12 protein-coding genes and 1 tRNA gene are annotated in these 13,499 nt (G+C 69.7%); 10 read left to right on the top strand and 3 right to left on the bottom strand.

The features are described 5' to 3' along the window. Positions 1-215: 215 nt before the first annotated feature. Positions 216-740 carry a hypothetical protein gene (locus tag AB0D94_RS07820; RefSeq protein ID WP_362047164.1) on the bottom strand — a complete coding sequence of 175 codons (525 nt, stop codon included), beginning with the start codon at positions 738-740 and terminating at the stop codon, positions 216-218. Here AB0D94_RS07820 and AB0D94_RS07815 point away from each other — a divergent pair. After that, positions 654-1,094, top strand: coding sequence for an SDR family NAD(P)-dependent oxidoreductase (locus tag AB0D94_RS07815; RefSeq protein ID WP_362047634.1), 441 nt, complete (start codon positions 654-656; stop codon positions 1,092-1,094). The genes AB0D94_RS07820 and AB0D94_RS07815 overlap by 87 nt on opposite strands. 371 nt (positions 1,095-1,465) lie before the next feature. Next, positions 1,466-1,672: a DUF397 domain-containing protein gene (locus AB0D94_RS07810; protein ID WP_362047161.1), complete on the top strand. Its 207-nt coding sequence runs from the start codon at positions 1,466-1,468 to the stop codon at positions 1,670-1,672. Between the two features lie 273 nt (positions 1,673-1,945). On the opposite strand, the gene hemC is transcribed toward AB0D94_RS07810, so the two are convergent. Beyond that, entirely contained in the window at positions 1,946-2,863 is a 918-nt protein-coding gene (gene hemC / locus AB0D94_RS07805) for a hydroxymethylbilane synthase (RefSeq protein ID WP_362047158.1), read from the bottom strand. Between the two features lie 1,020 nt (positions 2,864-3,883). Between hemC and AB0D94_RS07800 the strand changes: the two genes are divergently transcribed. Beyond that, a complete protein-coding gene (locus tag AB0D94_RS07800; protein ID WP_349253984.1) occupies positions 3,884-4,057 on the top strand; it encodes a helix-turn-helix domain-containing protein in 174 nt (57 codons plus the stop codon). Continuing rightward, positions 4,054-5,430, top strand: a complete 1,377-nt coding sequence (locus AB0D94_RS07795) for a site-specific integrase (protein WP_362047155.1) — start codon at positions 4,054-4,056, stop codon at positions 5,428-5,430. Before AB0D94_RS07800 ends, AB0D94_RS07795 begins: the two co-directional genes overlap by 4 nt. A gap of 210 nt (positions 5,431-5,640) precedes the next feature. Here AB0D94_RS07795 and AB0D94_RS07790 read toward each other — a convergent pair. Beyond that, positions 5,641-5,712: transfer RNA gene (locus AB0D94_RS07790), tRNA-Arg, on the bottom strand. Between the two features lie 82 nt (positions 5,713-5,794). Between AB0D94_RS07790 and AB0D94_RS07785 the strand changes: the two genes are divergently transcribed. The 6 genes from AB0D94_RS07785 (at position 5,795) to thrB (ending at position 13,493) form a co-directional block, all read left to right on the top strand. Beyond that, the gene (locus tag AB0D94_RS07785; RefSeq protein ID WP_362047631.1) at positions 5,795-6,292 is read left to right on the top strand and encodes a response regulator; all 498 of its coding nucleotides are present in this window, start codon (positions 5,795-5,797) and stop codon (positions 6,290-6,292) included. Positions 6,293-7,305: 1,013 nt separating this feature from the next. Next, entirely contained in the window at positions 7,306-8,346 is a 1,041-nt protein-coding gene (gene nrtL / locus AB0D94_RS07780) for an ArgS-related anticodon-binding protein NrtL (protein WP_362047152.1), read from the top strand. A 19-nt stretch (positions 8,347-8,365) separates the two neighbouring features. Continuing rightward, on the top strand, positions 8,366-9,757 hold the full coding sequence (gene lysA / locus AB0D94_RS07775; RefSeq protein ID WP_362047149.1) for a diaminopimelate decarboxylase: 1,392 nt from the start codon (positions 8,366-8,368) through the stop codon (positions 9,755-9,757). Between the two features lie 159 nt (positions 9,758-9,916). Then, positions 9,917-11,206 carry a homoserine dehydrogenase gene (locus AB0D94_RS07770; protein WP_362047628.1) on the top strand — a complete coding sequence of 430 codons (1,290 nt, stop codon included), beginning with the start codon at positions 9,917-9,919 and terminating at the stop codon, positions 11,204-11,206. 6 nt (positions 11,207-11,212) lie between these two features. Beyond that, positions 11,213-12,283 carry a threonine synthase gene (thrC, locus tag AB0D94_RS07765; protein WP_362047146.1) on the top strand — a complete coding sequence of 357 codons (1,071 nt, stop codon included), beginning with the start codon at positions 11,213-11,215 and terminating at the stop codon, positions 12,281-12,283. Between the two features lie 283 nt (positions 12,284-12,566). Continuing rightward, positions 12,567-13,493: a homoserine kinase gene (gene thrB / locus AB0D94_RS07760; RefSeq protein ID WP_362047143.1), complete on the top strand. Its 927-nt coding sequence runs from the start codon at positions 12,567-12,569 to the stop codon at positions 13,491-13,493. Positions 13,494-13,499: the final 6 nt, after the last annotated feature.

Genomic DNA, 13,499 nt, shown 5'->3' with positions numbered 1-13,499 from the left:
GAACGAGCAGCAGATGTTCACCACTTCGGGAGGCAGGACGGTTGGTGACTGTTCGAATCCTCCTGCTGGCGCGAGAGCGTCGAGGTGAGTTCGCTGATTGCGGCCTCGGGAAACATCGGTCCAGCGGCGGTTATCAGTGAGAACGATCATGCGGAACCTCGCCGGAGCGACGCTCCGCTGGGGTTCGGTGCCCTTGCACGGCGGGAGCTTTCCGGTCAGCCGGCCCCGTTGTGTGTCTCTTCGGGTGCCTGTGGCCGGGTGCCGGAGGTGCCGGTCCAGCTGGCGAGGAGGGCCAGGGCTTCGGCGGAGGGGGAGGCGGGTTCGGGGGTGTAGATGGTGAGGGTCTGTTCGGGGTCGCCTTCGACGGCCAGGACCAGGTAGTCGAGGGTGAGGTCGCCGACGAGCGGGTGGTGGAGGCGTTTGGTGCCGCTGGTGTGGGCGACGACGTTGTGGTCGGCCCACATGCGGCGGAAAGCGTCGCTGTGCAGGGACAGCTCGCCGATCAGCTCGGTGAGCTGCGGGTCGTCGGGGTGGCGTCCGGCGTACAGGCGCAGCGCGGCCAGGCAGTCGCCGGCGACCCGTTCCCAGTCGGCGTACAGCGTGCGGGCGGCCTCGTCGAGGAAGACGAAGCGGGCGAAGTTGCGCTCTCCTCGATCGCCGGCCTCGTCGGCGCCGAGTTCAACGCCGCGTACGCCGCCTCCAAGTTCGGCGTCGAGGGCTGGATGGAATCCCTCCACCACGACATCAAGCCGTACAACATCCGCACCACCATCGTGGAGCCCGGCTTCTTCCGCACCGAGCTACTCGTGGACGCCTCCACCACCTGGCCCGAGCCGACCATCGACGACTACGCCACACGCACCACCGCCACGGTCGAAGCCTGGAAGAGCATCAGCGGGCAGCAGCCCGGTGACCCCGCCAAGCTTGCCCACGCCCTTCTGGCCATCGCCGACCAGGACCAGCCGCCGCTGCGCTTCCTCGCCGGCGCCGACGCCATCGAAGGCGCCACGGCCAAGGCCCGGGAACTCCTCGCCCAGGCCGAGGCCTCCCGCGAGCTCGGCGGCGACCTCCGCCACGACGAGACCAACGCCTGACACCACCCCGGGCGCCAGGCAGGACAACCGACCCGCCCAAGGCGCGAGAAGACCACGGTCACAGTCAGCTCACCGTTCCCGGGCGCGGCCGCCAGTGGTCCCGGGGCCCCAGGCACGCTGGAGCGGGCCGCCCCTCGCCGGGTGGCCCGCCCACGGATATGCCGTAGCCGGTAGCTCCCGCAGACCGGGCAGGGCGTTCGAATCTCGACGGCCGCCAGGTGCCTCCCAATCTCGGGTGCTGGCACACATTCTGTTGGGCCTCACGGCGCAAACAGAAGTTGTGCCAGAACCCAACGCCGCGAACAAAGCCACACGCACGCCTACGAAGCTCCCAAGCTCCTCGAACGACTAGCACGAGAGGTCTGATCACCATGAGCACCACCACCGCCACCGGCCGCCCCTACGGGCAGTGGTTCAAGTCTTCCTACAGCGGTAACCCCAACGGGGAATGCCTGGAGGCGTGCCCGCAGCTGGGTGCGGTCCTCATTCGGGACTCCAAGCGGAACGACGAGCTCGGGCAGCCGGTTGTCGCGTTCTCCGGCACTGCGTGGGCTACGTTCGCTGATTCCCTCCGGTAGCCAACGCACCAGATGCTGGACACGGTGCCGCCAGCCGCAGAGCCCCATCCTGAACGGCGCGGGATAGGGCTCCAGAGGTGGACTGTCCCTGGCGGTCAGGGAATGGCGCGGGCAGAGTCAGGTGCCTGATGGCCAAGGGCAAGGGCTTGCGGTAAGCCGGCGCCGACATCCAGGCGTGACGCCTGTGGCCGTGCTTCCGGAGGAGGCAGGACTCGGGGCCCCTGCTTCACCCTGGGTGCCATGCGGTAACCCTGGCCGCGTCCCCTGCCGGGTCTAGCGGCGGCAGGCTGACAGCAGAGCGTCAGCACCCTGTCCGATCAGGTCATGTGCGGCGGCCCACCCGGCGGACTGCGGGCTGGAGGCGCTTGCGTCAGTGGTGATCACTTGCGAGCCGTCAGGGGACCAGACCGAGGCCGTGACGTTCACGATCCCCTCCTTCACCGACGCGTATCCGGCGATGGGGGCATGACAATGCCCGGCCAGGTTCTCCAGCAGGATCCGCTCGGCCGTTGCGGCCGTCGTCGAAGAGGTATCGGTCAGCCTGCCCGCCGCCGCAAGGGTGTTAGTGTCCCCAGCGCGGACTTGCATCACCAGCTGCCCAGCCCCGATGGCCGGCAGCATCTGGTTCATCTCCAGGATCTGCGTCGCTTCGTCGGCACGGCCGATTCTGCGTAGTCCTTCGTAGCTGAGGATCACCGCGTCGACGGTTCCCGCCGCGACTAGCCCGAGACGGGTGTCGGCGTTGCCCCGTACTGGCACAGGCGTCAGGCGTGGATATCTGCGCCGCAGCTGCGCCGCCCGCCGAGGCCCAGAAGTTCCGATCCGCGTGCCATCCGGGAGATCATCGAGCCTGAGTCCGCCCCCGTGAACCAGTGCGTCGCGTACGTCCCCGCGGGCTGGGAATAGCAGCGTGGTGTTCTCAGCGATCGGGATGTCACCGGGGACGTCCTTGAGGCAGTGCAGGGCCAGCTCGGCTCGGCCGTCCATCAGTGATTGCTCGACGGCCCGCGTGAATGCTCCCTTTCCGCCGATTCCCGAGAGTGATCCGGCCCAGGCATCCCCCTCCGTGGTCACCGGAAGGAACTCTGTTACCACCGAGCGATCACGCACGGCCAACTGGCCGCGCAGCCAATCGACCTGAGCCTTTGCCATCATCGAGGCCCGGCTCGCAATTCTGATGCGATGCGTCATGGCTAGCCACCTTAGGCCCGTTCCGCACTGGCGGATGCCGACATCTTGTCCACAGACACGCCGGCGGTAACGGGGCCCTGACGAGAGGGGAGTGCCCAACTTCGAGGCCTCTGGTGCCGGTTCGCCCGCGTCCCCGGAGAAGTCCAAGGGACAGGCATCGGATCGCTCACAGCAGACAGAGAAATCCCTGGCAGGACTGGAATAGCTGGCAGCTGCATGTCAACCTACACACCCGCCACAATGAAGGTGCCGAGGGCGCCTCAGCCCATCGCTGGCCCCAGCGTTGACCGAGGAGGTCACCTGTCCCAGACATTGCTTCGTTCTCTGCGCTTCACCGCCCCTGCTCTCTTCGGCCTCGGCTTGCTGAACGCGATCACGGCCCAAATGGACGGGAATCGGGGGGCCCTGGCCACCGCCTTGTGTTTGTGTTTGAGCGCTGGCGGTCTCTTCGTTGAGGACCAACTCCAACACGACCTGCGCCGCGACCGGCGTGTCCTTGCGTACGTAGCGACCCACACAAAAGCCAGCCTCGCGTGCGTCACCCGTGGTCTCGATCTCACCCCCCGTGCGGCTGAGGCGAGCCTTGAACGGCTGGCGGCTGATGGCCTCGTGGCATGTGACGCCGAGGGGGCGGCAGTGCGGACGTACTGGGTTGTCAGCCGATAGGGAACTACCTGCTGGCGGATATATACACGACGATTCCCGGTTTCCGAAACCGGGGATCGTGTGGACCATCAGTGGTGCGTGACGGCTGCTTGGCGGTGGACCGGCACGTGCCCTGGTTTCCCGCTGGCTCCCGAGTTCCGGCGTCGATTCCTCATCCATGCCGAAAGGAATCCCCTCGGACTCGGAATGGCCCTGACTGTCTCCCGCTAGGAACCTCACCATGCTGCGCTCCCCACGGCCCCTCTTGAAGAGGCGTGCCTCGCCAGACCGTGCTGCCCAGGCTGCGTTGTACTGCCTCCTGGGGGCGAGATGAGAAGGCAAAAGGCTGCGAAAGTACGCATCGGTGACGAATTGATGACGGTTCCCGAGGTGCTGGCGGAGCTGAAAGGCGTATCACGTCGAACGTTCTACCGGTGGAGGGAACTCGGCACCGGACCTGCCACGTTCAAGCTCCCCAACGGGGAGTTGCGGCTGTGGCGTAGCGACTTTATGGAATGGTTGCAGGAGAGAGAGGAAATTTTCGCTTGAAATCCACGGACGTGAGCCTGTGGGAGATCAGGGCAAAGCAGCGTCGTGGGCGTGACACCTACGAGGTGCGCTGGGTGGTGTCGGGGCGCGAATTCTCACGCTCGCGCAAGTCCTTTGGCCTGGCTCAGAAGCTGCACTCCAAGCTGCTCATGGCCCAGGACGCGGGCGAACAGTTCGACACGGAGAGCGGACTGCCGCCCTCGATGGAGGAGAAGCCGAAGGCTCGTTCGTGGTACGAGTTCGCCTTGGCCTACATGGCTCGGCGCTGGCCTATGGCCTCACCGAACTACCGGGATGAGATCAACGAGTCTCTGACCGCTGTCACGAAGGCGGTGCTGCCTCTCGGGCCCGGTAGGCCAAGCGACGCTGCGCTACAGCGGGCATTGCGGGACTGGGCGTTCGTCATGCCGGGGCCGGCTGACCGGGAGATACCCGAGCAAGCGCGGGCGGTACTGACCTGGGTGGACGAGAATTCTCCGCCCCTTGCGGGACTGGGGGATAAGGAACTGGTCCACAAGGTCCTGGACGCGCTGAAGCTAAAGCTCGACGGGACGGCGGCTGCCACGGAAACGGCCAAGCGTAAAAGGAAGGGCTTTGTCGCCGCGCTGAACTACGCGACTGAGATCGGGGAGTTCGCGGAAAACCCGATCAAGCAGGTCAAGGAGACTCGGGCACCGAAAATCGTGGAAGTCGACCCCCGGGTCGTCGCAAACCCCCGCCAGGCTGCCAACCTCATCGACGCCGTCTCGTACGTGGGGTTGTACGGACGTGCGCGCGGTCGACGCCTGGTCGGCATGTTCGCCAGCATGTACTACGCCGGTCTGCGGCCAGCCGAGGCCGTGGGGCTGGCGGAACCGGATTGCTACCTGCCCGAAGAGGGGTGGGGGCACGCCACGCTCCACCGGACCCGTCCGACCGTCGGTAAGAAGTGGACTCGGACCGGCCAGGTCCACGACGACCGCGGTCTGAAGAACCGCGCCCCGGAAGACGTCCGGGTCGCCCCCCTTCCGCCTGTCCTGGTTCACATTCTTCGCGACGGTATTGACGTATTTGGTACGGCTGACGACGGAAGGTTGTTCTTCAACGAACGTGGTGGTGTGGTCGGATCATCCACATACAGCCGCGTATGGTCTGATGCGCGTGAATTTGGACTTCCGCCCGAATTGGTCAACAGTCCGCTCGCGGAGGTTCCGTATGACCTGCGCCACTCGGCTCTGTCGACTTGGCTGAACGCTGGGATGGATCCCACCGAGGCGGCGCAGCGCGCCGGCAACACGGTGGAGGTGCTCCTGGCGCGGTACGCCAAGTGCGTACACGGCCGAGCGGCTGTCGCCAACCAGCGCGTAGAGAATTTCTATGCCGAATATGTGTGATGATGATCACAGTGAATGCCCTGAGGGTCTACCCTCGGGGCATTCTTTTTGGTTGCCCCTGGGGGTTATATGCGACATGTCTGATCCCGCGCATGTCCCGCGAGACGTGTCGTAGAGGTGCTTCCGGCGGCATATGGCTGCACATAACAACAGACCCCCCGACTGGGCTTAGCGCCTGGTCAGGGGGTCTTTTAGGCACCTGAACTGCGGTGCCCCCGGCAGGATTCGAACCTGCGCACACGGCTCCGGAGGCCGTTGCTCTATCCCCTGAGCTACGGGGGCGTGTCGTCGGTGTTGCTGCGACGGGTTGAACACTACCAGCTTCCGTGGGGTGATCAGGAACCGGTTTGCGGGGGAGGTGGGCGTGGGTCGCCCGCAGGGGGTGGAAGTGGCAAAAACCCGGACGCGGGGGCTCGGGTCGACCTACTCTCGAGTTGTGCCAGGCGCCTCGGGCCGGGTGCTTGTTGTCGACGACAACAAGGTCATCCGGCAGCTGATCAAGGTCAATCTCGAGCTGGAGGGCTTCGAGGTCGTGACCGCGAACGATGGTGCCGAGTGCCTGGACGTCGTGGGTCATGTGCGCCCCGATGTGATCACGCTCGACGTGGTCATGCCCCGCCTGGACGGGTTCGCAACCGCCGCGCAGCTGCGGGCGGATCCGCGGACGCGGGACGTGCCGGTGGCCATCGTCAGTGCCTGTACGCAGCACGAGGTGGATACCGGGTTCGCGGCCGGTGTGGACGCTTTCGTCGCCAAGCCCTTCGAGCCGGCCGAGCTGGTGCGCGTCGTGCGGCGGCTCGTCGAGCGCAAGGACCGGCGCGACGGGCGGAAAGGCGCTCCCGCCGGGAGGGGGAGGGGCTGACCAGCCCCGGGGGAATAGCACCCCAGGCAACAACCCTCAGGAGAACAGCCTCCAGGGCCCAGGGGAACAGCCCCCAGTGCCCCAGGGGAACAGCCTCCAGAGGAACAGTCTTCAGGGGAACAGCCTCCAGGGGATGGGGACAGAACGTAGGGCTCCCGTCGGGAGGGTGGTTCAGGGGGTCTAGGGGCTTCTCCCCCCTGGGTCGGGCGGGCTAGGGCTGCCCCCATTGGTGCTTGCCCGGGCTCGTTCGCCGGCACCGGGTCCAGGCGCCGGCACCGCGCCTCGCCGCCGGGCAGCGCTCTGTCGTTCCGGCGGCACCGCTGCGCCCGCACCGGCTGGCCGTACCGGTCTTCGAGCCGCCCGGCCCCGCGCTCCGCCGCCTGCGCGCTCCGCCGTACCGGCCCGCCGCGTGGTCGGCGGTACCAGTCGTAGCGGCGTCCGGCCGCCCGCTCCGCCGCCCCCCGCCCGCGCGGCCTCGCCGTACCGGCCCCCGTACCCGACCGTCGCGCTTCCAGCGCCGCGCCCCGCTGGCCCCGTCACCCCGCGTGCTCCGCCGTATCGGCTGGCCGCACCGGTTGGCCACGGCGGTCTTAGCGCCGTCCAGCCAAGCGCTCCGCCGTATCGGCTGCTCGCGCGGCTCGCCGCATCGGCCCGCCGCGTGCTCCCCCGTATCGGCCGCCCGTGCGCCTCGCCGTGCCGGCCCGCCGTGCCGGCCCGCCGCGTGCTCCGCCGTACCGGCTCGTCGCGCTGTCCAGTTCCCCGCCGTCCCGCCGTCCCGCCGTCCCGCCGTCCCGCCGTCCCGCCGTCCGGCCGCCGCCCCCGCCCCCGTCGCCCCGCGTCAGCGGACTGCCCGGCCGTGTCCCGTGCATGGCCGCGCCCCCCCCGGCCGTAGCGGGCGGTGCGCGGCCGAGCGGGCCCGTGGGTCCTTTCGGGCGGGCGGGCGGGGCCGGTGGCGGTGTTCACATGGCGAAACCCTTCGCGTGACCCGAGGTCTTCTCGCCTAGGCTGGTCCCGTGACCCCCGCCGACCTCTCCCGTACCCTCGTGCGCGCCGTGCGCTGCGCCGTCGAGGACGGGGAGCTGCCGGCCCAGGCCGGTGTGCCCGGCGGACGGGTGGTCGTCGAGCGGACCCGGCCCGGTGGGGTGGGGGAGTACGCCACCCCCGTCGCCTTCCAGCTCGCCAAGGGCGCCGGACGCCGCCCCGCCGACGTCGCCCGGCTGCTCGCCCGCCGGCTGGACCGGGTGGACGGCATCGAGCGGGTCGAGATCACCGGTGCGGGCTTCCTGAACTTCGTGCTGGCCCCGCCCTCCGCCGCCGAGGTCGTACGCGCCGCCCAGGCGCACGCCCCCCGCCCCGAGTACGAGGCCCAGCACGCGCCCGAGGCAGAGGCCCCCGCCGTGACCGGCCTCCGCGAACGCGCCGTCCCCGAAGTCCCGGCCCCCGCCGTGACCGGGCTCCGCCAACGCGCCGTCCACGAGGCGGTGCTGCGGATCCGGCGCAGCCAGGGCCTCGCCCCCGCCCCGACCGCCGCCCCCGCCGCCCCCGCCCCCGTCGCCCCCGTCGCCCGGCGCGACGGCGACGTCGTGGCCCGCTACGGGGACGCCGCCGCCCGCTGGGCCATGCTCACCGTCGCCCCCCAGGAGACCCCCGTCTTCTCCCCGGCCCTGCTGCTCCAGAGCGAGCCCGGCGAGTTCTTCCGGGTCCGGTACGCCTTCTCGCGCAGCCGCGCGCTCCTGCGCAACGCCGCCCAGCTCGGCTTCACCCCCCTCCCCGGGCCCCCGGAGGACACCGGGGCCGGCCCCCTCCTGCGCGCCCTGACCGAGTACCCCCTGGTCCTCGAAGCCGCCGCGCACCACCGCGCCCCCGAGCGGCTCGCCCGCCACCTCGTCGAGCTGGCCGATGCCCTCCTCGACTTCCAGTACCGCGTGCTGCCCCACGGGGACGAGAAACCCTCGGCCGCCCACCGCGCCCGGCTGGCTCTCGCCGAAGCCGCCGGGACGGTGCTGGCCGGCGGCCTGGCCCTGCTCGGTATAGACGCACCTGAACGCCTGTGACCTGCGAAGAGAGATTCCGATGAGCCGTTCCGCGCACCCCGCCGGACCCCGTCACGCCGATGTCCTGCCCGAGGGCCACTACGCCCCGCCGGCCGCCGACCTGAACGTCCTCGACGAGAAGGTGTGGGCCCGGACCGTGCGGCGCGCGGAGGACGGCGTCGTCTCCGTCGGCGGCATGGAAGTGACCCGGCTCGCCGAGGAGTTCGGGACCCCGGCGTACTTCCTGGACGAAGAGGACTTCCGCGCGCGCTGCCGTGCCTGGGCGCACGCCTTCGGCAAGGACGCCGACGTGTTCTACGCGGGCAAGGCCTTCCTCTCCAAGGCCGTCGTGAGGTGGCTGAAGGAAGAAGGGCTGAATCTCGACGTCTGCTCCAGCGGTGAGCTGACCGTCGCGCTCGCCGCCGAGATGCCCGCCTCGCGGATCGCCTACCACGGCAACAACAAGTCCGTCGCCGAGCTCACCCGCGCGGTCGAGGCCGGCGTCGGGCGCATCGTCCTCGACTCCTTCCAGGAGATCGCCCGCGTCGCGCACGTCGCCCGTGAGCTGGGGGTGCGCCAGCCCGTGCAGATCCGCGTGACGGTGGGCGTCGAGGCGCACACCCACGAGTTCATCGCCACGGCTCACGAGGACCAGAAGTTCGGCATCGCCGTGGCCGACGGCTCCGCCGCCGAGGCCGTGCGCCGCGTGCTCGGGCACGACTCGCTGGAGCTGCTCGGCATCCACTCCCACATCGGCTCGCAGATCTTCGACATGGCCGGTTTCGAGGTGTCCGCCAAGCGGGTGGTGCAGCTGCTGGCCGCCGTGCGCGACGAGCACGGGGTGGAGCTGCCCGAGATCGACCTCGGCGGCGGCCTCGGCATCGCCTACACCGCCGACGACGACCCGCGCGAGCCGCAGGAGATCGCCAAGGCGCTGACCGAGATCGTCGCCCGGGAGTGCGAGGCGTCGAGGCTGCGGGCCCCCCGGATCTCCGTCGAGCCCGGCCGCGCCATCGTCGGCCCGACCGCCTTCACCCTCTACGAGGTCGGCACCATCAAGCCGCTGGAGGGATTGCGTACGTACGTCAGCGTGGACGGCGGGATGTCCGACAACATCCGCACGGCCCTGTACGACGCCGAGTACTCCATCTCCCTCGTCTCGCGCCGCTCCGACGCCGAGCCGATGCTCGTCCGCGTCGTCGGCAAGCACTGCGAGAGCGGTGACATCGTGGTCAAGGACGCGTTCCTGCCCGCCGACCTCGCCCCCGGCGACCTGCTGGCCGTCCCGGCGACCGGCGCGTACTGCCGCTCCATGGCCAGCAACTACAACCACGCGCTGCGCCCGCCCGTCGTCGCCGTGCGTGACGGTCAGGCCAGGGTGATCGTCCGGCGCGAGACGGAGGAAGATCTCCTGCGTCTCGACCTCGGATGATTCCCATATTTCTGGTGGAAGGCCCCAGACCCCCAAAATAGGTGTCTCACTCAATGGACCGAGGATGGAAACTGCTGTCCATTGAGTGAGACTGGTTCCACCCGGCGGGCAAACCGCCCGCAGGGTACTGATGGAAGATCGAAAGGCGTAGGTCGAATGATGCGTACGCGTCCGCTGAAGGTGGCGCTGCTGGGCTGTGGAGTGGTCGGCTCAGAGGTGGCGCGCATCATGACGACGCACGCCGACGATCTGACGGCCAGGATCGGCGCGCCCGTCGAGCTCGCCGGCGTGGCCGTGCGCCGCCCCTCCAAGGTCCGTGCGGGCATCGACCCGGCGCTGATCACCACCGATGCGACCGCCCTTCTCAAACGCGGCGACATCGACGTGGTCATCGAGGTCATCGGCGGGATCGAGCCCGCCCGTACGCTGATCACCACCGCCTTCGAGAACGGCGCGTCCGTGGTCTCGGCGAACAAGGCGCTGCTCGCCCAGGACGGCGCCGCGCTGCACGCCGCCGCCGAGCAGCACGGGCTGGACCTCTACTACGAGGCCGCCGTGGCCGGCGCCATCCCGCTCGTGCGCCCGATGCGCGAGTCCCTCGCGGGCGACAAGATCAACCGGGTGATGGGCATCGTCAACGGCACGACGAACTTCATCCTCGACAAGATGGACTCCACCGGCGCCGGGTACCAGGAGGCGCTCGACGAGGCCACCGCCCTCGGGTACGCCGAGGCCGACCCCACGGCCGACGTCGAGGGCTACGACGCCGCCGCCAAGGCCGCGATCCTGGCCGGCATCGCCTTCCACACCAGGGTCCGCCTCGACGACGTCTACCGCGAGGGCATGACCGAGGTCAGCGCGTCCGACTTCGCCTCCGCCAAGCGCATGGGATGCACCATCAAGCTCCTGGCGATCCTGGAGCGCGCCGCGGACGGCGAGTCCGTCACGGCCCGCGTGCACCCCGCGATGATCCCGCTCACGCACCCGCTGGCTTCCGTCCGCGAGGCGTACAACGCGGTCTTCGTCGAGGCGGAGGCCGCCGGGCGGCTCATGTTCTACGGGCCCGGCGCGGGCGGTTCGCCGACCGCCTCCGCGGTCCTGGGCGACCTCGTCGCCGTCTGCCGCAACAAGCTCGCCGAGGCAACGGGGCCGGGCGAGTCGGCGTACACCCAGCTGCCGGTCAGTGCCATGGGCGAGGTCGTCACCCGCTACCACATCAGCCTCGATGTGGCGGACAAGCCGGGCGTCCTCGCCCAGGTGGCGACCACCTTCGCCGAGCACGGCGTGTCGATCGACACGGTCCGCCAGCAGGGCAAGGACGGCGAGGCCTCCCTCGTCGTCGTCACTCACCGCGCGCCCGACGCAGCCCTCTCCGGGACCGTCGACGCACTGCGGAAGCTGGACACCGTACGCGGTGTCGCCAGCATCATGCGTGTTGAAGGGGAGTAAGGACCCATGAGCAGCAATCGCACCCACCAGTGGCGCGGCATCATCGAGGAGTACCGGGACCGCCTGCCGGTGACGGACACCACTCCCGTGGTCACGCTCCGCGAGGGCGGCACTCCCCTCGTCCCCGCGCAGGTGCTCTCGGAGCGCACCGGCTGCGAGGTGCACCTGAAGGTCGAGGGGGCCAACCCCACCGGGTCCTTCAAGGACCGCGGCATGACCATGGCGATCACCAAGGCCAAGGAGGAGGGCGCGAAGGCGGTCATCTGCGCCTCCACCGGCAACACCTCGGCCTCCGCCGCCGCGTACGCGGTGCGCGCCGGGATGGTCTCCGCGGTGCTCGTGCCCCGCGGCAAGATCGCGCTGGGCAAGATGGGCCAGGCCCTCGTGCACGGCGCCAAGATCCTCCAGGTGGACGGCAACTTCGACGACTGCCTGGCCCTGGCCCGCGCGCTGTCCGACAACTACCCGGTGGCGCTGGTCAATTCCGTCAACCCGGTCCGCATCGAGGGCCAGAAGACGGCAGCGTTCGAGATCGTCGACGCGCTCGGTGACGCACCCGACATCCACGTGCTTCCCGTCGGCAACGCGGGCAACATCACCGCGTACTGGAAGGGGTTCAAGGAGTACAAGGCCGACGGCCTGGCCTCCCGTACGCCCCGTGTGTGGGGTTTCCAGGCATCCGGTTCCGCGCCCATCGTGCGCGGCGAGATCGTCAAGGAGCCGCACACCATCGCCACCGCGATCCGGATCGGCAACCCGGCCTCCTGGGAGTACGCGCTCGCCGCGCGTGACGAGTCGGGCGGCTTCATCGACGAGGTGACGGACCGTCAGATCCTCGCCGCCTACCGGCTGTTGGCCGCTCAGGAGGGCGTCTTCGTCGAGCCCGCCTCGGCCGCCTCGGTGGCGGGCCTGCTCAAGGCCGCCGAGCTGGGCCTGGTCGATCCCGGCCAGAAGATCGTGTGCACCGTCACCGGCAACGGCCTGAAGGACCCCGACTGGGCGATCGCCGGCGCTCCGCAGCCGGTCACCGTTCCGGTGGACGCGGAAGCCGCCGCGATCCGCCTCGGCCTGGTCTGACGTACCGCCCGTGAGCCGGGTTCCGGAGTGATCCGGAACCCGGCAACTCACCGCGTACGACGACAAAAGTGCGGCGGAAGTCCGCGACACGCATCGTGCGCCTCGTGTGCGCCCTATGTCGCGAGAGAACCTTCCTTCGATACGCTGTACTTACATCCGCCACCGCGCATATGACTGCGGTGCTGCCCCGAGGGCCTTCGGGTGTCGTACGTTCTCCAGTACATTCGCAGCGAGCCAGCGAAGAGCAAAGATCTCGCACAGTCACAAGGAGTGTCATCGGACGATGGCCGGTCCAGCGTTCCGCGCCGCCGCCGTACGGGTGCGCGTCCCCGCCAGTAGTGCCAACCTCGGCCCGGGCTTCGACACCCTCGGTCTCGCCCTGGGGCTCTACGACGACGTCGTCGTCCGCGTGGCCGACTCCGGCCTGGACATCGACATCGCGGGCGAAGGCGCCGACAGCCTCCCGCGGGACGAGAGCCACCTGCTCGTGCGCTCCATGCGCACGGCCTTCGACCTGCTGGGCGGACAGCCCCGGGGCCTGGAGGTCGTCTGCGCGAACCGCATTCCGCACGGCCGCGGCCTCGGATCCTCCTCCGCCGCCATCTGCGCGGGCATCGTGGCCGCCCGCGCCGTGACGATAGGCGGCGAGGGCAGACTCGACGACTCGGCGCTGCTGGAGCTCGCCACCGAGATCGAGGGCCACCCCGACAACGTCGCCGCCTGTCTGCTCGGCGGTTTCACCCTCGCGTGGATGGACGGGGGCAGCGCCAAGGCGATCCGTATGGAGCCCGCCGATTCCATCGTTCCGGTGGTCTTCGTCCCCTCGAAGCCGGTCCTGACCGAGACCGCGCGCGGCCTGCTGCCGCGTACGGTCCCGCACGTGGACGCGGCGGTCAACGCGGGCCGCGCCGCCCTGCTCGTGGAGGCCCTGACCAGGCGTCCCGAGTACCTGCTGGCGGCGACCGAGGACCGGCTCCACCAGGAGTACCGGACCCCGGCGATGCCCGAGAGCGTGGCACTGGTGGGCCGACTGCGGGCGGACGGCATCCCCGCGGTCATCTCCGGCGCGGGCCCCACGGTCCTGGCGCTGGTCGACAACGGCGCGGCCGACAAGGTCGCGCAGCTCGCGGGCGAGGGATGGGCCGCCACCCGGCTGGCCCTCGACGCCGCGGGCGCGAGCGTACTCCCGCTGGGTACCCAGGGCGGCTGAGCCGTT

Origin of the sequence: Streptomyces sp. NPDC048255 (assembly GCF_040652415.1) — a bacterium.
GTDB lineage: Bacteria > Actinomycetota > Actinomycetes > Streptomycetales > Streptomycetaceae > Streptomyces.
This window is presented reverse-complemented; position numbering and strand designations above follow the sequence as displayed.